This is a genomic window from Njordella aestuarii (assembly GCF_056494165.1).
Genome location: NZ_CM151397.1, coordinates 6201279 through 6222642, shown reverse-complemented (window position 1 = coordinate 6222642; position 21364 = coordinate 6201279). Strand labels below are relative to the sequence as shown.

15 protein-coding genes are annotated in these 21364 nt (G+C 49.2%); 9 read left to right on the top strand and 6 right to left on the bottom strand.

The window, feature by feature from the left end; translation table 11 throughout:
• Positions 1-200 precede the first annotated feature (200 nt).
• Positions 201-1025 carry a hypothetical protein gene (locus SH451x_RS24290; protein ID WP_479359875.1) on the top strand — a complete coding sequence of 275 codons (825 nt, stop codon included), beginning with the start codon at positions 201-203 and terminating at the stop codon, positions 1023-1025.
• 118 nt (positions 1026-1143) lie between these two features.
• Here SH451x_RS24290 and SH451x_RS24285 read toward each other — a convergent pair whose 3' ends face one another.
• A complete protein-coding gene (locus SH451x_RS24285) occupies positions 1144-2226 on the bottom strand; it encodes a 3-oxoacyl-ACP synthase III (RefSeq protein WP_479359874.1) in 1083 nt (360 codons plus the stop codon).
• 535 nt (positions 2227-2761) lie between these two features.
• Here SH451x_RS24285 and SH451x_RS24280 point away from each other — a divergent pair.
• A complete protein-coding gene (locus SH451x_RS24280; protein WP_479359872.1) occupies positions 2762-3508 on the top strand; it encodes a gamma-glutamyl-gamma-aminobutyrate hydrolase family protein in 747 nt (248 codons plus the stop codon).
• A 267-nt stretch (positions 3509-3775) separates the two neighbouring features.
• Here SH451x_RS24280 and SH451x_RS24275 read toward each other — a convergent pair whose 3' ends face one another.
• Entirely contained in the window at positions 3776-5875 is a 2100-nt protein-coding gene (locus SH451x_RS24275; protein WP_479359871.1) for an ATP-dependent DNA helicase, read from the bottom strand.
• Between the two features lie 198 nt (positions 5876-6073).
• Here SH451x_RS24275 and SH451x_RS24270 point away from each other — a divergent pair, with 198 nt between their 5' ends.
• A complete protein-coding gene (locus tag SH451x_RS24270; RefSeq protein ID WP_479359870.1) occupies positions 6074-6655 on the top strand; it encodes an HAD family hydrolase in 582 nt (193 codons plus the stop codon).
• 54 nt (positions 6656-6709) lie between these two features.
• Here SH451x_RS24270 and SH451x_RS24265 read toward each other — a convergent pair whose 3' ends face one another.
• On the bottom strand, positions 6710-8137 hold the full coding sequence (locus SH451x_RS24265; RefSeq protein ID WP_479359869.1) for an O-antigen ligase family protein: 1428 nt from the start codon (positions 8135-8137) through the stop codon (positions 6710-6712).
• A 292-nt stretch (positions 8138-8429) separates the two neighbouring features.
• Here SH451x_RS24265 and SH451x_RS24260 point away from each other — a divergent pair, with 292 nt between their 5' ends.
• The 3 genes from SH451x_RS24260 to SH451x_RS24250 all read left to right on the top strand — a co-directional run bounded on the left by SH451x_RS24260 (position 8430) and on the right by SH451x_RS24250 (position 13093).
• A complete protein-coding gene (locus tag SH451x_RS24260) occupies positions 8430-10793 on the top strand; it encodes a polysaccharide biosynthesis tyrosine autokinase (protein ID WP_479359868.1) in 2364 nt (787 codons plus the stop codon).
• 127 nt (positions 10794-10920) lie between these two features.
• Positions 10921-12195, top strand: a complete 1275-nt coding sequence (locus tag SH451x_RS24255) for a hypothetical protein (RefSeq protein ID WP_479359867.1) — start codon at positions 10921-10923, stop codon at positions 12193-12195.
• Between the two features lie 4 nt (positions 12196-12199).
• Positions 12200-13093 (top strand): sulfotransferase domain-containing protein, encoded by an 894-nt coding sequence (locus tag SH451x_RS24250; protein ID WP_479359866.1) that lies wholly within the window; start codon positions 12200-12202, stop codon positions 13091-13093.
• A 36-nt stretch (positions 13094-13129) separates the two neighbouring features.
• Here SH451x_RS24250 and SH451x_RS24245 read toward each other — a convergent pair whose 3' ends face one another.
• A complete protein-coding gene (locus SH451x_RS24245) occupies positions 13130-14515 on the bottom strand; it encodes a lipopolysaccharide biosynthesis protein (protein ID WP_479359865.1) in 1386 nt (461 codons plus the stop codon).
• Between the two features lie 307 nt (positions 14516-14822).
• Positions 14823-16211: an MATE family efflux transporter gene (locus SH451x_RS24240; protein WP_479359864.1), complete on the bottom strand. Its 1389-nt coding sequence runs from the start codon at positions 16209-16211 to the stop codon at positions 14823-14825.
• A gap of 105 nt (positions 16212-16316) precedes the next feature.
• Between SH451x_RS24240 and SH451x_RS24235 the strand changes: the two genes are divergently transcribed.
• Positions 16317-17609, top strand: coding sequence for a hypothetical protein (locus SH451x_RS24235; RefSeq protein WP_479359863.1), 1293 nt, complete (start codon positions 16317-16319; stop codon positions 17607-17609).
• Here the strand turns inward: SH451x_RS24235 and SH451x_RS24230 are convergent.
• Positions 17584-18588 (bottom strand): alpha/beta hydrolase fold domain-containing protein, encoded by a 1005-nt coding sequence (locus SH451x_RS24230; protein WP_479359862.1) that lies wholly within the window; start codon positions 18586-18588, stop codon positions 17584-17586. The genes SH451x_RS24235 and SH451x_RS24230 overlap by 26 nt on opposite strands.
• A 108-nt stretch (positions 18589-18696) precedes the next feature.
• Here SH451x_RS24230 and ribA point away from each other — a divergent pair, with 108 nt between their 5' ends.
• Together ribA and SH451x_RS24220 are read left to right on the top strand one after the other, a co-directional pair.
• Positions 18697-19920, top strand: coding sequence for a GTP cyclohydrolase II (gene ribA / locus SH451x_RS24225; RefSeq protein ID WP_479359861.1), 1224 nt, complete (start codon positions 18697-18699; stop codon positions 19918-19920).
• A 194-nt stretch (positions 19921-20114) separates the two neighbouring features.
• The gene (locus SH451x_RS24220; RefSeq protein WP_479359860.1) at positions 20115-21299 is read left to right on the top strand and encodes an acyltransferase family protein; all 1185 of its coding nucleotides are present in this window, start codon (positions 20115-20117) and stop codon (positions 21297-21299) included.
• Positions 21300-21364 lie beyond the last annotated feature (65 nt).

Genomic DNA, 21364 nt, shown 5'->3' with positions numbered 1-21364 from the left:
AATTTCCAGACGAAAAAGTTACAATCGACGAAACTAATGGGTGTAGGTAAGGTTTGATAGCCCTACGGCCATGTTGTAGCAACAATGTAACCCATTGCAGTCGACGGGCGATTCCGGAGCTTTCGCACTGGGTTGCCTACCCGAGCCGTGTTTTGATAGGGTAGCTTTTCAGTCAATCGCTTATCGCGGGAGAGCATTAAATGAATATCACTTCCAAATTTTTGAGGTTTGCAGTGGGAACAGTTCTTACTGTTTCCATGGTTGCAGGTGTTTATGCGCAGGGCCCCGGTGGTGGCGGTCGCGGACCTGGTGGCGGCGGACGTGGCGGATTCGGCATGGGAATGGGCATGGGCGGCGGTTCGCTAAATGCACTCGTGCGTATGGAAGAAGTCCAAAAAGAGCTGAAGATGACCGAAGCTCAAGTTGAAGAATACACGAAGATTGCTGAAAGCCTACGTGGCGGTGGCGGCGGCGGCGGATTCGGAAATTTTCAAGATATGACCGATGATGAACGCACCAAGATGCGTGAAGAACGACAAAAAGCTGCTGCCGAAGCTGACGAAAAGCTCGAAACAGTTCTCGACCCAGATCAGTTCGACCGCCTGGTCGGCCTGTTTGCTCAGCAAGCAAACGCAGATTCGTTGACAAACAAGTTCGTTGCAAGCCGCGTTGGACTGTCGGACGAAAAGGTTGAAGAGATCAAGACCAAGCAAACTGAACTGAACGAAGAATCGATGGCTCAGATGCGTGAGCAATTCCAGAACGGTGGTCCTCAAGCAAACGGCGGTGATTTCCGCGAACGTATGGAAACGGCTCGTAAAGAACGTGACGAGAAAGTTCTTGCCATGCTGAGTGATGAAGAAAAGGCCAAGTTTGAGGCGCTCAAGGGTGAAAAGTTCACCTTCCCTGAAAGAGGACTGGGCGGCGGACGTGGCCCAGGCGGATTCGGTGGCGGTCAAGGTGGTTTTGGCGGCGGCCAAGGTGGTCCTGGCGGACGTCGTCAACGCGGCGAGCGACCAGAATAAGCCCGAGTCGCAAACCGCAACTGATAGACGCGATTGATAGACTAAAACGACAGGCCTCGTCCTTTTGGATGAGGCCTGTTGCATTTAGGCAATTGAAGTTGTCCTTGACCGATGCAAACTACTCGCCTTCGGACAGATCCACTACCTTTGATTTTACGCCGTCCAGCCGCGTTGCGAGCATGATGGAGTTGATTCCCGAGCCAATTCCCAAGCAAGCGGTTGTGCCTGAGGTGTCTATCGATTTGCTGTCCAACCCAACACCGAGCGCGGTTGGCAGTGCCACGGAGCCCGTGTTGCCTAACCACGAAAAGGTTGCGAAGTCTTTCTCTAGTGGTAGGCCTAGTCTATCTAAAATTTGGCGTCGATGCGCAATACCGACCTGATGACTTACCGACCCGCTTAAGTCGGCGTTGGTTAGGCCAGATTCCTTGAGCAAGCTTGAGAAACACGCGGCGCCGGTTTCAACGCCCATTTCTAGCAGTTTTTCGGAGTCTGTGTCCATCAAAGGCTGCATGGCCGCACCGGCTTGATCGGTGTTCGAAACGCACAAATCGCAATGTTCGGTGTGCGCTCGCGCCACAGCGCAATCGATGGCACCGCCGGGAAATTCACGGCGATCCACGATTAACCAGGCACAAGCGCCTGATCCAATGGTCAGCGAGGCAAAAGCCGATTTGATTGACTTTCGAGTTAGCGATGTATCTGCATTGAGGCTGGCGATGGTGGATTCCATAAGCCCGAGTGAGTTTTCTGTTCCGACGACCAATCCAGCTTTGATTACACCTTGCTCAATCAACGTAGCAATCTGAACTGCGCCGTTTAGGACTCCCAGACAAGCGTTTGATAGGTCATAAACCCAAGCGTCACGAGACAGCCCCAGTTGTGCATGGACACGGCAAGCCGTAGCAGGCTCGAGGAATTCCCGACAGACGCTTGCATGGATCAACGCTTGAACGCTTGACGGGGCGATGCCAGTTGTCTCCATCGCCGCTTGGCATGCCAAGATGCTGCAGTCGCTCAGGCGTGTGTTGGGATGCCAGACGCGGCGTTCGCGGATGCCGCTAGCGAACTCCAAACGGCCTTCTGGCAGCGATAATCTTTGATAGGTCGGTGCTAATCGCTCCTCGATTTGGTCGGAAGTTACGATGCGTGGAGGAAGAATAGATCCGACGGCGGCCAAGGAGGCGAACTGAAATTTCATTTAGGTCCTAAAACGGCAGTTTGGAACGAGCAGTTAGTGTAATGCTGGCACAAGATGTTGTAGCTGCATTTCAAAGTTAGGCGAAATATTGAAAGTTTGTAGACATTGAAGAACTGCTCGCTAGTCTATCTGCGATCGTGGTTTCGCCAGTCCGAAAAGCATCGCATGATCGATGTGGAATGGTAACAAGCTGTGCTTGTTCAAACGCGTGCAAAAGAGCAATGAAGCTCACACTACTTTCGCAAACGATTTGTGATTGTAGCATTTATCGGTTCGACGAGGAATGTAAATCGATGGCTGAGTTTTTTCGACACCTCTCTGGTTGTGCGACTCACCGCAAGTTTATTTGCAACTCTTCTACCGCTCTCATCTTTCTGATGCTTCATCGTTTCTTACCGAATTCAGAGTCGATTTCGGTATCCCATCTTCATGGGAGAGTTCTACGCCTTCTTTTCTAAATTTTGTGAAGAGATGGTTGCGCGTGTAGGGATACAAACCGTTTTATTTCATACGTTTTTCGAGGGATCGTCTTCACATGAATCGTAAACCAATGATTGGCCTGAATGCAGATTTTCGAGATGCTGCAGGTGCAAAGCCAGCCTTTAGTTTTTTAAGTGCCGGATACTACGATGCGATTTTAGCCGCGGGCGGAATTCCAATTATCGTGCCGCCGATGAGTGATGAAGAAAGCCTCGGCGTTGTACTTGAGCAGCTTGATGGTTTTGTTCTCGCCGGTGGGGGAGACTTGGATCCACGCAACGACGGCTTTCACCTTCATTCTTCGGTGAAACCAATGTCCAGTCGTCGTGAGCGATTCGATCGTATGTTAGCCATGGAAATTCGCGAACGCCGTCTTAGCGTGTTCGGAATCGGTGTGGGACACCAACTGCTGAACCTGGTCCATGGTGGAGATCTTTACTACCACATTCCTGTCGATGTTCCCAACGCATTGCCTCACTTCGATGTTCAAGACCCTTTCCATCGTCATTCTTTGAACATTGAAAGCGATTCGATTGTAGGACGTGTCTACGGCGAAGGAGAAATCCGTGTAACGTCCCAGCATCATATGGCTATCGCACGACTCGCAGATGGTTTCCGCGTTACGGCTCGTTGCCAAGACGGGATTATCGAGGCCTTCGAGAGTGAGATGATGGATTGGTACGCTATCGGCACTCAGTTCCATCCAGAATCACGCGCAGCAAGTGCTCTCGACATTCGAATCTTTGAAGAGTTCATCGAAGGTGTGAAGCAGCATCAAGGTCAGCTCCGTTTAGTCGCTTAGTCGGGACGAACGAGATTCAGCCAAGCCTTCGGAAATCTCTAGCAATGATGGTTTCCTAAACACAAGGGATCACAAGGGATTGTGGGGACAGAATGTTGCTTTGAACCACCTTGCTCGCGCGAGGTTGTTCAAATTACAGTGTCTCACAGCATGGATGCTGGTTTCCCTTTTTTCTGTGACGGGGCGTCACCTGTGTATTAAAACGTGTTGCTCTTCAGAGCTGTAGACGACACTGAATTCCAAGTTGCACTTAATATCGATGCGGAATCACTTCGGCCGATGAGCAAGGATTCGAGTTCCGCTTTTGTAGGTAATGCGGCACTTGGGCAGAGATTGCAGGAACAGTTTTCCATATGCTTTCGTATGAATGCGTGGATCGAGGATGACAATCATTCCCGAGTCTGTGGCGGTGCGGATTAATCTTCCGAATCCTTGACGAAGACGAATCATTGCCTCAGGCAATTGATAGTCGTTAAAGGGATTACCACCGTTGGTACGAATTCGTTCCAGCCGGGCTTCGAGCAGCGGGTGGTCTGGAACCGCGAATGGCAGCTTGGTGATAATTACGTTTCGAAGTGCATCTCCCGGTACATCGACACCTTGCCAAAAGCTATCAGCGCCGAACAAAATTCCACGAGGATTGGCTTTGAACGAATCAAGAAGCTGTCCGCGCGGCGTACCATCCGCTTGACTATAGATTTCAAGTCCCATGGTAGCGGCCCACGGTCGAAGTGCTTCAGCTGTGCGGCGCAACTGTTGGTACGCAGTGAAGAGTGCAAAGGTATGTCCGTCGTGCAAGCCGGCAAAATAACTAACAAGCTGTGGGAGTTGAGCTTCAAATTCTTCGCGGTTTGAACTCGGGTCCGGTACATCTTGCAGCAGGACGAGTTCGACTTGCTGGTCATAGCGAAACGGACTGGATACCTGCAGTGTGCGACCTTTGTTCAAACCGATTCGCGACTGGAAGAATGAAAAAGGAGACTTTTGATTCTTCGTGGTAGTCTGTGTCGATTCTGCCGTCGCAATGGTCGCAGAGGTTAAGATTGCTGTCGGGCCACTTTGAAAGAGAGCTTTTCTAAGCGAGGAGCTAATGTCGATGGGAGCCGAACGCATTGACACTCGTTTGCCAGCGCGGTTTTGTAGTACTTCCAGCCAATAGACGTCGTCTTCACGTTTTTGCGAGATCCATGTGGCGAGCGAGTCGGCCAAGACGAAGAGCCTTGCGCTAGCCGATGCCAAATCTTGTCGAGCATTGGGTTGTTCATTATCAACCGAGAATCGCTCGAGTTGTTTAGCGAGTTCGGCCAAAGGTTCGCTGAGCCGATTGACAACGACATTTGGTTGATGGATGCGTCCGTTACTATTCGGTTTGGATGCGAGGTATCCAACAAGATCAGCCACTAGATCATCGGCAAGTTCCATGCACGCATACACCTTTTTACTCAAGCTGGTGAGGCCCAGAGAAACCAATAGTCCCTTATTATGGATGGGGTTGTAGAGCTTTCGCAGCGTATATTCGATCTGTCCGCTTGAAACTTGAAGGCCCATGTGCTCGCTGGCGACTGCTTCGAGGGTATGGCATTCATCAAAGATGACGGCATCGTAGTTGGGGAGAATACTTGCACCGAGTTGACGAAGAGCGAGGTCACTAAAGAATAGTGCGTGGTTGACGACAATTAACTGCGCGTTCTGGATCCGCCGTCGAGCTTTGAAGTAGAAGCATTTATTATATTGAGCACAGAGTCGTCCCATGCAGTTGCTAGAATCGCTGTGAGCTTCATCCCATATTGTTGCGGATGGTTTGAAGGGCAGATCGCTACGGGAACCATCCCCCGTGCTCCGAGACCACTTCACAATTTGCTGTAACTGTTCGTGTTCCGTCTCACCACTAAAGAGGCTAACTGCGCGGGTGTTGGCGAGGCCTAAGCGACGAAGTGAGATGTAATTGGAGCGGCCTTTGGCTAGAACAGCGGAAAACTCGCGTGGTATAACAGCGTTCAGCAGTGGGATATCTTTTGCGATGAGCTGCTCTTGAAGGTTGATAGTATGTGTGCTGATGATGATTCGACGCATTTCACCTTCATCGTCAGGGCTGTCTTTATCGCCTTGGGTCCCATTTTCTCGAGAGGTTTCCTCCATCGCCTCTTCTTTGGCAGTGGCGAAGAGAATCGCGGGGACGAGATAAGCGAAGCTCTTACCTGTACCGGTCCCCGCTTCCACTACCAAATGTTGCTTGTTGTCCAAAGCAGCTTGGACGGCATTTGCCATTTCCATCTGGCCAGACCGCGACTCATAATTGGGTACCCGGCGTGAGATACTGCCATTGGGTCCCAAAACTTCAGCAACACTTAGTTTGTTATGAGTCATTAAAGTTGACTTGAATCAATGCTGAAGGGCGTAATAGCCGGTACTTGAACAGCTGAAGTGAAAGTGAAGCGTTAGCTATACACGCCGGTACTGGCTCTAAAAAATTGAGGTTGCGAAAATGGCAGAGCAGGACAAACTGAAATGCGGCTGTAGACCACGAATTTAGTCCATTCCATTTATCAGATTGCGTATTTCTTTATGGCGAAGCTTCCACACGAGTATGGCGGTTTGATTTTCGACTGCGATGGTACGCTAACTGATTCGATGGAGGCTCACTTTTTGGCTTGGTCCAAGACCATGCTATTTTACAGCATTGATTTTACCCGCGATCGCTTTTATTCCCTAGCGGGAATGCCCACGGATAAGATTGTTCGTTTGTTGGCGGCTGAAAACAACGCGAAATTGGATGTTAGCAACGTCGTTCGGAAAAAAGAGGAGGCGTTTCTAACGAATTTGGAAGCGGTCAAGCCATTTGGGCCTGTTTATGAAATCGCCCGAAAGTTCCGAGGGCAAATTCCAATGGCCGTTGCAAGCGGCGGGTTTCGAGAATCCATTATGGCGCAGCTAAACCACATCGGCTGTGCAGATTGGTTTACGGCAATCGTCACGGCAGAAGATACACAGCGACACAAGCCTGAACCGGATGTCTTTCTAGCTGCTGCAAAAAGATTAAACGTTCCTCCAGAACGATGTCTTGTGTATGAAGATGCTGATTTAGGGGTGCAGGCAGCATTCGCCGCGGGCATGGACTGCGTTGATGTTCGCCTGTTTCAGGATTAAGTACGCTCAGTGATGGCCAAATGGAGAGCTCCCGAATTGGCAGAAAAGCGACTGCTACTCTTCGTCATCATCGTATTCGACCTCAAGTAGATCCAAACGGTGAGCAGCCACAAGTCCGCTTGAAACACCAAGCGTCCAGATTAATGCGAACCCATAATCGTGCGGCATCCAAACCGTCAGCATGCCTGGGAGGACTCCTGCAAAAGTGGCTCCCAGCAATGCGGCTGCATTTCCTGCTAGTTCCGCAGGATAAAGGTCGTGGATCCTGGCGAACTGCCAAATGGCAAATGCGATGGCGGCCAAAAATGCCCCCAGTCCCAAATATCCGAAACGCAGGAGAAGAAGCACGTAAGTGTTGTCTACATACTTGACTTGTTCGAGCATCGCCAATCCCTTTTCGTCCAGTGGTATTTGAATTGGGAAGCCTGAGACCGCTTTACTGCCGAAACCGAGTAAGCCAGAGCGCTTGAACGAGAGTTCATAGAGATCGAGGATTAACAAGCGGCTGCGCGTTCCTGAGAACACAGGCGCATCTGGGTGTTTTAGCTGGCGTTGTTCGATGCGTTCCGATTCTCCCGACCACTTTTCAAGCGTAGTAATGGCCGGTTCAATTAGCACTGGGGTCATCGCGGCCGCAAGTACGAGGCTGGCTAGGCAAGGAATACGAAACTGCTTGTAGGAGAAGAATAAATAGGCTATGACTGCACCAGCCAATCCAATTACAGGTCCGCGAGAACCCGTGGCGAAAATCCCTAGCACCGCGAAAAACGGAGCACAGAGCCAGATACGGGAAAAGTTGCCCGTGAGCGCATTCTTAGCCGCGAGCAAACTCCAACCCAGCAAGCAAAGTTGGAGCATTCCGAAGTAAATTGGATTGAGGCACGGTCCGAAAGCGCGTTTGAGCCCCCAGCGCTCGGCATCACGTGGGGTCATCTCGAGCGGCCTTAACCCGAAGATAGTCTCAAAAAGGTTTGTTCGAAAAAATGCCTCAATCATCGCAGTCACGCCCAGGATGACCGCAACCGCCGTGACCGTTTTGCAAGTAACTTCAAGCAAGTGCCAGTTCTGAACAGCCAATCGACCTGTCATGTACGGAACGTACCACTCGCAGAAGATTTCAGCGAGGAAGCGAAGTTTGAACCCTTCGTGCAGCGTATCGCTAACAAAATTGACGACTACCAAACAAATCATTGCATAATCACACAGAGTGACGCGGACGGGAAACGTAGCGCCAGGCATGAAGCTATAGAAGGAAAGTGCCAGGATGCCTAACGTGACTTTCGCGTCTAAACCTGCGCCGACAATGGTGCCGTTTACGCCGCTGAAGATGGGCAGCATTAGCCAAGCTGGTAGTCCAATCGCTAAAGGAATAGTGACTGCGATACCAAAAGCTGGGCCGTTTCGGTATCCAGCTACGGCGAAGGCGACGAACAAAATTGCGGAGATGGCAATGTAAAAACCGTTTGATTCAAGCTGATCCATCGTGGAATTATGAAAGCGAACGCGCCGAAAAGGTGCTGCCGCAACGCAGGCTGAGCGCTAACGCCATAGTTGCGATTAAGTTGATTGTCTGGAGGTCCGCACAATTCTACTTTGAATCGCATTGGGCGCGCGATTATTCCGAATAGGCTGGATCGATAGGCATTTTACTTGCTGCGATCGCATGGCAGCGGTTTAAGTAATTGACATTTGACGGGTACCGAATCAAATTTAATCCTGATCGCGCTTGTAGTCTCGGCCGACGCCGTCCGTTCCAATTTAAAGTTTGAATTTCGTGAAAAAGAAATCAAGTTCAAAGCGACCCCTCCGTACAGCCTCCGCGGCAAAAAAGCCCAGCAACGACTTCCAGATATCGTTTGCGGACGTTCTTGCTCTTGTGCGACGCCGTGCGTGGCTAGTCGCGCTTGCAGGAATTCTAGGTTTGCTTGCAGGTTTCGCATATTTTCAGTTGGCTCCTAACAAGTTCGAATCCAAATCGGAAATACTTGTGGAACGCCGTGATCCATCGATCGCACTTGAAGGTGCCGCATCCGCTTCAGGTACGGATATGACACGAAATTTAATGGCGACTCATATGCGGTTGGTGCAGAGCAAGGTAATTATCGACGCTGCATTAAAAGATCCCGAACTTGCATCGCTGGGTTTTTTCGACAACTTAACCGTTCAGGGAATCAGTCCCGCGGACTATGTCACCGAGAACCTATATGTTACGACAGGTGACAAGGATGCCAATAGTATTGTCTTGCGATTTGTTCACAACTCTCCCGTGGAAAGCCAGCAGGTACTGAGCCGAATTGTACACAGTTACGAGACGTTTCTGAGGGAAAAGTATAATCGTGACAGCAAAGGCGCTGAGGAGTTGATTGACACGGCCCGCAAAGAATTGGAAGACGAACTGAAAGAGCTTGAGGATTCTTATCGAGAGTTCTATGCAAATTCGCCAATCCTCAGCTCGAGCGAAACATCTTCGAACGTGTACGAATCGAGGTACGTTGAACTGCAGGCCGAGATCTCAGGCGTTGATTATAAGATTGCCGAAATTGAAACTCGCTTAAAGCTGGTTCAGGATGGACTAAAGCGAATGGAGGAGACTGGGAAGGATGACTTACAGAAACTAACGTTGATCGATTCGGAAAACGCGAGTCGCATGTCTGTCTTGGTGTCCGTTGATCGCGGTGCAGGACCAACGGAAAGCTTCCTTGCCGACCAGCCAGAACGAGCGGCAGCTGCGTCATTAGAGTATTCAGCACTCAATGAAAAAAGAGCCAAGCTCGGTAACTTGGAAAAGTTCTTAGGTCAAAGTCATCCTGAAGTTGACGCGTTGCGTAGTGAGATCGCGATGACAGAAAAGTTCATTGCTGCACGTGCGGATACTCGTCAAGACATCGAGTCGAGACCGTCACTTACGCCAAACGATGTAATGACGGCGTATGTTGCGTTGATCGAAAACGATCTACATGCGTTGCGTGATCGAAAGATTGCGCTTCAACGTCTATCAACCGAAGCAGAAACGATGGTTCGCAGTCTCGCCGAATTTGAAACAAAAGCTGGAGATCTACTACGCGAGCGCGAGCGCAAGCAAACGTTATATGATAGCACAGTCGATACATTGCGAACACTAAATCTCTCGAGTACAGCTGGTAGTGGTTTTATTCATGAAGTGATCGAGCACCCGGAACTTGGGAAACCTGTATCGAAAACGCTCGGTGGCGTTGCGATAGCAATTTTCACGGCGTTGCTGTTTGGGGTTGGATTTGTGTTCGTGGCCGAGCTTTCCGATCGAGGCGTGCATAAACCGCAAGACCTTGAAGAGATCTTTAATGCCAAGATCTTGAGCCACCTGCCGGAGCTTTTCGAGGAAAGCGAAGTCAAGGAAAAGATACAAGAAGCAACCATTGCTGGATCGATTTTAAACCCGTCGCTTGTGACACAACTGGCACCTCAATCTCGCATTGCCGAAGCATTCCGCTCCTTGCGAACGCAAGTTATGTTTGCTTCCAATCGTGATGCAAAACTCTTTGCTGTGACAAGTGCGAAACCAGGTGAAGGCAAGTCTACAATCGCTTCGAACCTTGCTACTTCGATCGCTCAGACTGGGCGGCAGGTCATCTTGATCGATGGCGATATGAGAAGGCCGCAAGTCAAGAGCGTGTTCGGATTAGTTAATGAGTTCGGTCTATCTGAAGTCTTGAATGATCAAGTGGACCTTAACGAAGCCATCGTGCCATCCGGCATCAATAATCTTTCGATTATGCACTCCGGTGAGATTCCAAATAATCCGGCCGAACTTCTGGATGGTCCAAATTTTGATCGGCTAGTTCAAGCACTTCGAGATCGTTTCGAGATTGTGATTTTCGATTGCCCACCACTGTTGCCTGTCAGCGACCCATCCATTATCGCTGCGAAAACCGATGGCATTATTGTTGCCGTTCGCGTAGACAAGAACACTCGGCCGCAATCCAAGCGGATCGTAGAGATTTTATCCGGGGTAGGCGTCAAGACACTCGGAATTGTTGTCAATCGTTCTGAGAGCAGTATTGGGCACTATTCGTATACAGCCTATGGGTACGAATCGAGTCAAGCTGCTCGAGAATACTACCGTTCGAAGTCAGAAGACACAGTGAAAACTCCAAGTTGATTGCGGTCGCGGTTGATTCGACGTACTGTACGACTAGGCTTATTACGCCAGATTAAATGAATGCAGTAAATCGCAATTTTGTCTGGCTGCTCTCTATTTTTGATATCTCAAGTGTATTCGGCAAGACGTGAACTTTGACTTAACCACAATCGCTTTCCTTTTGACATGCGTTTTGGTAGGAGTTCTGTTTCTTGCCGTGACGGCGCAACTCTATGGAGTGCGTTTGAGTCGTCTGTATGGGATCGAAATCTTTCTACTTGCATTTGCACTTCGCGTTGGCTTAGTGTTGTTAAATGAGCAATACGGTTTCTTTGATCAAAAACTGGCGGGAGAGCGAAGTGTTGAGTTCTATTTAGACTATATATCTGGTCGAATGACTTTCTGGGAAGTAGCGCGAGATCAGTTCGCACTTCAGATTTTTTTAAGCCTTCCGTACTTCGCGTTTTTCGGCGCAAACTTATTTACCCTACAAGTTCTGAATTGTTTATATGCATCGTTGAGCGCTCCAATAGTCGCAATACTTCTTTGCAAAGGCTTCTCGGAACGCATCGCTCGACGTGCTGAACTATTGTTTTTCTTTTATCCAGCTGCAATCAATTGGTCACTTTTCGGTTTACGAGACCCGATCCTTTACTTTTCGATGACCGTGTTCATCGGGGCCACGTTATGTGTTCATCGGCGTGTTAAGCCAAACTTGAGTTTATTGTTTGCCACTGTAAGTTGTACAGCTATTCTGCTGCTGCGTCCCGAATTGTCGTATGTCATTTTTGCTGTCATCATTGGTCTGCTACTGCCACGTTTCGTTAACATTATCTCCGGCGAGCAAAGTCCGGCCGAGAAGTTTGGTGTCGTACTATTGATTGCGGTGGGCGTCGGGATTTTCGCGACATCTCTTGGGCTTGTTTCTCTGAAGATTGCGTCGATGCAAATTAGCGCAAACACAATCAATCCTCTTGTGATCGCTGGTGAGCGAGCCGAAGAACGTTACAACCGCGCGGAAAAGTTTGGAACTGGAGGTGGCACCCACTTTGTCGATCAGGAGACGTATGCAAACTTGCCTATCTATTATCGCATTCCAGTACAAACGGTTGGGATAGTGGTTTTGCCGTTTCCCTGGTTGATTCAGGGGCTTTCACAGATACTTGCATTCTTTGACAGTCTTTTCCTAATTGCGGTAATGCTATTTTCTGGTTTGGTAATTTTTCGTAAACGCCGCTCTAAATTCTACGTGGCAGTGCTCTTGTGCACATTTTGCATAGGAGTTTTGGGCATGGGTTTGATCGTAAGCAATGCTGGCAACGGTTTCCGGATGAGATTCGCACTGGTGCCATTAGTTCTGATCGGAGGAGCATTCAGTCGCTCGATCCCGACGTTTGGGCTTCGTAGTGAAGACGAGACGTAGGCTGATGCCAACGCGTTTGCTCAAGGCTGATGTCGTTTACCAGATGTTAAATGCGATGAACCGAGTACTTCCAGATTGTTTGTTCGTGGGGCCTCAGAAAGCGGGAACTTCCTGGATCTACGAATATTTGCTTGCTAGGAACGACGTGTGTTTACCGCATGGTGTGAAGGAGACATTTTACTTCGACGATCGATTTGATCGCAAAGAGCTGAAATGGTATAGCGATCATTTTTCTCATTTCGGCGCGAGCCATCTTCGCGTGACGGAAGTTGCTCCCTCTTATTTTCAACACCCGTTAGCTGCCGATCGAATCGTCGACACAGTTGGAAGAATACCGATTGTTGTTACGTTGAGAGAGCCTGTCGCAAGGTCTTACTCGCTCTACACCCATCTTCGACGGTATGGCATAACCAATAAGTCGCTCAGAGAAGCGTGTGTAGACCACCCAGAAATCATCTCCAGTAGTAATTACGTTGAACATCTTAAGAGATGGGTGAGAGTATTCGGAGAGGAAAACGTACTTGTTTTGTTGCAAGAGGATATGGTGGAGGATTCCCGTGGCTATATCGAACGGGTCAATGAATTCATTAGCTTACCAAATCGAAGCATCAATTTTGACTTCGATAAACGTGTCAATGAGGCGGCGGTTCCGGCGTCTTCAGTCGTCGCGAGTTTGGCGCGACGGAGCGGGGATTTTCTTCGAGACTATCGGCTTTACTGGCCAATCGAAACAGCGAAAAAGTTCGGTTTGAAAGCTCTAGTTTTTGGACGTCCTGGAAAGTCAAAGCTGCCAAAACTCTCTGACACCGATCGTGATTGGTTAAGGCACCAGCTCGACATGGACCTCGATCAATTGAAGAAGATGTTAAATCGTGATCTTGCTGAATGGTGTTCTTAAACATCTATCCAACTCATCCCTGAGTTCGCTCTAACTTTAAAGTTCAGTTGCAGGGCGTTTGAGTCTCCTGCTTGTGCGAAGCCCCGCTGGGGTAGGAATTGGCCAGAATCCGAGTTCACGATGAACGTTTCTTGCCGCAAGATTGTTTTGAATCGCTGCGTAAAGACCAGTCGCAAGAGCTGCACCGAACGCCCCTAGCCAGAAGGTTAGGACGAGCAAGAATCCGAAAGTAAGAAACGACGATGTGATCGTTGAAGTGCGGAGCGACCGATCATGCCCAGTCATTGCCAATAGGGTAGGGGCCATAGCGCTGATCGAGCCGATGAACTGGCCAAAAGCAATGGTGCGCAGTAGATATCCTGCGTCTTTATACATAGGTCCAAAAACACCCATGACCCATTCGGCACCGAAAATCAAAATCAACAACGGAATCAACATCGCAATGAATACGACCCAGCTTGAATTCCGGGAGAGTTGGCGGAACTCTCCCTTCGAGTCGGCAGAAAAGAACAGGCCAGCCAGACGAGGACTCGCGACAAGAACGACAATATTCGCGATGAAGCTTGTAAGTGTTGCGATTCTCAATGCTGCTAAATACCAGGCTAGCTCCGTTTTATCGCCACGTAATTCTAGTAAAAAACTTCCGCCCCAAAACGCAATGACTTGAAGCAACTGCGTCACCATAAAATTCGCCGACGCAGAAACGAATGCTTTCGGATGGGGAATTTCAGTGCTTTCGGATTTAAAAAGCTCCAATTTTTTCAGCCAGAACCAACCAGCGACACACAAGGCTCCGGCTACGAAAGTAAGGAGCATCGTTAGCGACGCGGGTGTCCAGACAACGCCATACCGGGAAGCGACTAAGACGATGAGCGCAGACATCAAGCACGCCGCACCAGGTTCAAATATCGTACTGACCTCAGGGTGACGCGCGGCTTTGAAGATATACGAAATCGACATACTGTAGGACCAAGGTAGAACTGCAGCTAGAGTCCAAGCGAATGTCGGTGCAGCCTCCCAGCGGTTGCCGAATATCAAAAGGCCGAACGCTGCCAATATGATCAGCAACACTGCAACGAGCGTAACCACCTGAAATGTCAATTTGTTGTAGGCTGAGAATAGCCTTAAATCTTGTTCGTGCCATGCCGCACCGCCAAACCTTAGCAAAGAAGCGTCAACTCCGAAGCGTGACAGCATCGACATCATCATCAAGAGAACGAAGCACAATGAGAATTCAGCAAAACCGGCCACTGAAAAAGTCTTTGATGCGACTACAGATAGCAAGAGGCTTCCACCAGCCGCAATGCCTCGCGCAAAAAGCATCCCTATACCAGAAAGAACAAGGTTGCGTTGTTTTCGCTCCTCACGCACTTCTTCGCTGGCGTCTACCTCTCTTGTAGATATCGTATTACTAGCACTCATGGGACTTCTCACAAATCCCGAAGTTAACGTCACTATAAAAGGTGCCGCTTGGACTGCTGAAACGTAGAAGCGTCAATTGAGGGCAAGGGATATTGCGCATCAGTGCGTGTCGTATCAAAATCTAGCTTCAGTGCTAAGACCGAGCGGTCGCCGGATTGGAAATGCAAACAACTAGTCTAGTTGACTCTCGCCGTTTCGCTATAGACATTCTTTCTTACTGTTCGTCGTCCCGCCCAACGAACTGCAAATTAACGATCCAGAAGAAGCGACTAAAATCATTGATTCCGCTTTAAAAGGATTCATATTTCTAAACTTCCGCTTTATGTGAGTCGATCATTTGCATTTGCTTCCAGCGACCGCCAAGATAGCGAATCGTAAGAGCCGCACTAAGACACCAGATCCAGCCACACAATACGCCCCACCAATAATAGATCGGCAATATCTTCAGTCGCTCAGTGAGGTATTGTTCAAGGAATGAACCCAATCCTACAACCGTAATGCTGGTAGTTACCACGGCTAAAAGCACAAACCAAGTATCTCCAGCACCACGTAAAGCGCCGGAGAGAATGATCTGGATCGCATCTAGAAACAAATATGCCGTCACGATTATCAACAAGGTCTTGGCTTGTGAGATGGTAAACGCGTGTTCGTCCGCATTCCCTTTGACTTGATAGATTGACATAAGTTGATCTGGGAACAGGATGTAAATGATTGCCCAGCCGAGGCAGTATAAAAACGCGATCACCATTGACGCTCGCACGGCCTCCGAGGCGCGTGCGGCACCACTCTCCATCAGGCGCTTGCCGACCAAAACACTGGTTGACACTTGCAAGCCAACCAATGGTATAAACGCAATCATATTGAAATTGATCGCCATCGTCGTTGCCCGCAGCGGGAGATCTCCCAGGCGTCCAATGTTGAGCACAATCCAAGAGAAACTGCCTGATTCCGCCACAGCATGCAGGCCAGCTGGAAAACCAAAATAGAACAGTTTTCCTAGCAAGTGTCGATCGATCGAAAAGCCCCTCCGGATCTGATACACGCTTTCCCATTTTGGGTTCATCAAAACCGCAATGTAAACGAATGCTTTAAACCAAAAGGAAACATTGCTCGCGATAGCTGCTCCTGTAATACCCATGGCTGGGATCCCTAAGCCTCCAAAGATGAACCAATAGTCTAACCCAATATTCAAGACTGCTGATCCGAGGCTGGCCCACATAATTACCGAAGTCCGTTCAGTCCCACTAAAGAAGCCCGCGAGGCCAGACTCCAGAATGATACCCACACCTCCAATCATGAGTAGGCGAAGGTATATCGACTCCTGTGCAATCATTTCTACTGGCTGATGAGTCAGGCTAAAGATTGTCGGAGCAAAAATTCCTGCTAGCGCAAGCCATGGCAGGAAAATGACTGGAAGCCATACGGACTGCCATAGCAATTTGCCAACGTTATGCGATTGGTCTGCTCCCACATATTGGGCGATGATTGCACCGGTCATCGTCGCAATGCCAATCGGCAGGCATACAATCACCCAGAACAAATTGCCGGCCGCCATAGAGGCGCTCATCGCTACGCCGTCATACCAGAGCAAGAACGTTCGATCCGAAAACAGTACAATGGAAAACATCCCTGTACTGATCAAAAGCGGAAGTGCTATCTTTAGCACTTCCCGCATATTTGTGATAAGGTTGTTCATGAGTAGTTTCAGCCGCTCAGGCGATGAAGTGTGGTAAACACATGGGGTTCATGCGGCGTCGACTAATGCAGGTACCAACCCTGTTATTGATTGGGTTCCAGAAGAATGTTTCAGAATCGGGCTTCGAAAAGACAACTGTGGTGGATTCTGTGTTCGCTCGTATTCATATGCATTTTTGGATACAAGCCAACAAGAGCTCAAGACGGTCCCAGGGAGTTTCTTCGATTAGAAGGGAAGCACATTGTACTGGTTACCGATTTGCCTCCAAGCGAGCATATTTCGGATTTGCCGAAAGCCTTTGACGCCGCAGTACAGCAATGGACGGACTTGTTCAACGCAGATCGCGCACAAGTTGATAGCTGGCGTGTGGAAGCCTTCATTATGACGGACAGAACTCGGTTCGAAAATGCAGGGCTGATGCCTGCTTCAACACGAGAGTTTCGCGAAGGTCATCAAGAGTTTGACAAAATATATTGTAAGGAGCAACCTTCGTCATACTATCGGCGTCACTTGCTCTTGCACGAAGGGGTGCATTGGTTCATGTGGAAAGCACTGGGCGGTACTGGACCAGGTTGGTGGATGGAAGGCGTTGCGGAATGGCAAGCTACGCATCGCTGGGACGGATCGATTCTAATGTGTGGCGTATTGCCGGCTTCGCGCGAAGAATTGCCATATTGGGGACGATTGAAATGGGTTCAGCAAGACTTTGAGTCAAACGAAGCGCCATCGGTTGGCAAGATAATTCATCAAGCAAAAAATCTCCATCGAATCGACAGTACCTATGCTTGGAGCTGGATGTTGACAACTTTTTTCGCAAATCACCCCCGATACAAGTCAGCATTTCATCAGCGGCTTACAGAGCCTACAGACTTCAGTGATCAGCTTAACAAAGACGTGCGTCTGTGGATTGGGGGCGATATGGACGTTGTTCAAGCAGAATTCAACGGCTTTGCAACATGCCTTGATTACGGCATCGCACCGCAAGACTGCATTGTGGACCTCAAGCAGCAACTACAAGGAGATGACTCTGGAGAGATCGCCGCGGACAAGGGTTGGCAACTATTAACAAACGAGCTGAAAGCGAATTCGAACTATTCGATCAACGCACACGGTGTCGTGAGTATGCAATCAGCGCTATCTCTTCTGGCAGCACATCCGCAAGGTATAACACTGCAATATGTGCAAGGTCAACCGCTTGGCAGGTTGCTGGCCGCTGTCGTGCCTAAGAAGAGTTCGACCGAAAATACGATTCCTTGGGAAGCAATCTCGGTAGGAACTGCTGCGGAACTAGAAGTCGAAGTTGAGTCGTATCTTCTGTTGCGGGTAAACGGAGAGCTGGCCCACGTTTCAGGAAACGACGGCGGCTACGAAGTTACTCTGACGGAGCGCCCACGTTAGCAGATTGTTTGTCGTCGCTAAACAGATATTTTTTCGCAAATGCGATTCCAGCATCCACCGCTTTAAAGTTGATGAACGTGGCTAAATGTCCTTGATTTGTCGCGAGAAAGAATTCAGTGTGGACGCCTTTTTCTTTGAGGCTTTGATAAAGGCGGCGCGAATTATCTGCGGGAACGAGCAAATCGCTATCGCCATTGAAAAAGAAAAACGGCGGGTCATCCTCGCTAGCGTAAGAAACCGGAGAAGCTTGTTCGTAAGTAGCCATTTTTTCAGCTTTTGATCCACCCAAAAACAGGGCCAACGTTTTGTTATCCTCAGGGAACACAGTAAAATCGCATGGTGCTCCTCCCGCAACGCAGACGAGCGGACGCGGGATGTTCGCTTCGGGTGCAACTGCTGCTAAAGCTGCTAGATGGCCTCCAGCGGAATAGCCCCAAATTCCAATCCGCTGCGGATCAATATTGAGTTCGTCGCTGTTCGTGGACAAAAAGGCGAGTGCCTCGCGAACATCTTCAATCTGCGAGGGATACTTGAATTTTGGAGCCAAGCGATAGTTGATCGAGAAGACGGCGATACCCGCTTTTGCAATCCTGCCGGCATGACCGGCGATCTGCCATTTGTCGCCGGCCACCCATCCACCACCGTGAATGAGCAAGATAACAGGTTGGGGTGAGTCGCTCTGCGGGTGATAAAAATCCGCGAATAGCTTCGTACCGCTTTTATCGCTGAAGCAAATGTCGTACTTAGTTTCGATCGCCGCGTCATTCGAATCATGCAAAATGTTTGCGGAAATTTCCGTCGGATCGGATGTTGGGCCGACATCTTGGGAAATCGCACGGGAGCATAGCCCGAAGCTAACGATGAATGCGCCGAGTGCAATAGTGATCGCTTGCGGACTGGTGAAAAACCTGCGGGGGAACATCTTAATATGCCGAACTCTCAAGGTAAGGGATTTCAACTTTTGCCAATCAGCTATCATTGTAGGTAAGGCTGGTTGCGGGGGTTAGGTATTTCGAGCTACGCAATCTCTTTGCAGACTAGTCTAACCGCGTAGAAGCAATGTTTTGAACAGGAAACTTGGACACAGATGGAAGAAGAACGAAATTACAGTTCCGTTCAGTCGGCAGTTGATGCAATCCGTGATGGCAAAGTGGTCATCGTCGTTGATTCCGAAGACCGCGAGAACGAGGGAGACTTCATTTGTGCGGCGGAACTGGCAACGACAGCAACGATCAATTTCATGCTGAAGGGGCATGGGCAGTTGTGCTGTCCCGTATTGCCAAGTGTATGTGAAAGGCTTGATCTCAAACCGCTGGTGCAGATGAATACTGCACCGTTACAAACAGCGTTCGTAACGCCTGTTGACCACGCCGGGTGTAAGACGGGGATCACGGCCGGTGAGCGCGCCGAGACGATTCGACGTCTCGCGAGCTCGACGAGTCAGAAGACTGACTTTGTTCAACCGGGGCACGTATATCCGCTAGTAGCGATGGAGGGAGGGGTTCTTCGTCGGGCTGGCCATACCGAAGCCGCGGTCGATTTAGCGAGAATGGCTGGCCTTGCGCCAGCCGGTGTGTTGTGTGAAATCCTAGATGAGACAGGGGATCGCGCGAATCGAGATCACCTATGGAAACTAGCTCGTGAGCATGAGCTTGAAATTATCACAGTCGAGCAGTTGATTGCGCACCGTCGCGTCAACGAGAAATTGGTTTCGCGTATGGCGACCGCTTCCTTGCCCACCAAATTCGGTCAGTTCACGATCCATGTTTATGGCGTGCAATACGAAACGCAAGAGCCTGTTGCTATTGTGATGGGAGATGTCGCCAACGATCAAGAGGTGCAGCCGCTTGTGCGCATGCACAGTAGCTGTTTTACTGGCGACTTGATTCAATCCCTGCGATGCGACTGCGGTGACCAGCTGGAATTGGCTTTGCGAGCCATTGCACAGGAGGGGCGCGGTGTTTTGGTTTATCTGCCGCAAGAAGGGCGGGGGATTGGACTGGCTCAAAAAATTAGAGCTTACGCGTTGCAAGAGAGTGGCATGGATACCGTGGAAGCTAACCATGCACTAGGCTTTAAGGCTGATATGCGTGACTACGGTATCGGGATTCAGATCCTGAAAGATCTAGGGTTGAACAAGATTCGGTTGTTGACGAACAATCCAAAGAAGCGTGAAGCGTTCAACTTGCGTGGATTTGGATTAGAAGTGGTTGACCAGGTGCCTATCGTTGTACCGACCAACATTCACAACGAAACCTACTTGGCCACCAAACGAGACAAGCTTGGCCATCAACTTCCGCACTCTAATTGAGCTTTTAGCTGGCATGTATCATAAGTCCGTCTAAAATATAGACCCCAGAGTTGACGGTAGCTGAAACGCTTTCATCAAGTGGGAGTAGAAGGAGTATTGAACCGGCGTAACTCTTGAACCGTCTCAGTTCAGCGCTCCAGTTTGAGCCGGCAAACTTTTATGCAGCCAAATTACCTTTAAGCCTGGATCTCCCCATGCCAAAGTTGCGTTATATGCCTGGTCTAGATGGCTTGCGATTTGCAGCATTTCTAGCCGTCTTCGGCTTTCACGCACTTCCATTCATAAAGGATCTCTCGCCGTCTCCAATTTTACTTAGCATTGGCAGCGTGTTTGGAATTGGTTGGATGGGTGTTGACGTGTTCTTCGTTCTATCTGGGTTTCTGATTACTTCAGGACTTTTAAAAGATCACGCGAACCCGAAAATTTTGCAGCACTTTTACTTAAAACGAGTTCTGCGGATTTTTCCACTGTACTATGCTTCGTGCATCTTTGCGTTCTTTATTCTACCGTTGTTTTTGTCTGCGGGTTTTGTAGAAACAAATCGCGCATTCTACAATTCATGGCCGCTCTACTTTGCGAATCTGCAAAATTGGTGGATATCGATTGGAGGTCGCGGACTCTATATGGGACACTTTTGGAGTCTCGCTGTCGAAGAGCAATTCTACCTTTGTTGGCCCATTTTATTGTTGCTGTTGCGGCGTGGGCAACGTGTCTGGGCAGTGTGTATTGCACTTCTCATGCTTTCAATCCTAGGCCGTTTTGCTGCCTTTGCCGTTCTGCAATCGAGTGCCTCAGGCTACTTGCATCTCTCGACGACTGCACGTTTTGATGCACTCCTCATAGGCAGTATGTTGGCGATTGCAAAGAATTCGTCGATCTTCAATATTTCTCAGCGACAAGTTGTTCAGTTTCCCTTTTGGAGCATCCCGCTCTCAATAATTTACATCATCGCATTTTGGCCTTCAGAGCCAGTAGGTCATTGGCCGACGCAAATGATTGGCTATACGCTAATTGCTCTTGGCGCTGCCGGAGTTGTCTCATTGTTTAGTGAAAATTTTGGTGATCGATCGACGCTTGCAAGACCAACCCTCGTTTATCTAGGACGTATAAGCTATGGTTTGTACGTCATTCACTGGCCCGTACTTTTCTTTGCAAATATCTTAGTTACTAATAACGGCTCCAAGGGTAGCGGTGTTGCACTACAATTTCTCGGTTTAACATTCGGATCGACCGTGGCGTTGGCTGCGATTTCGTACCACTTTTTCGAAAGCTATTTTCTGAGAAGGAAACCGAAGAGCTTCGAAAAGCAGCGACTCCAAGCTGTCAGCTTAGACAACTCCCAAGACAAAACATCAGCGTCACTGGCGGAGCAAATATAGATAGTAAATGTTCGCCGTCGGTTCAACGAACATAATGCACATGAATTCAAAGAACAGATGTTTCT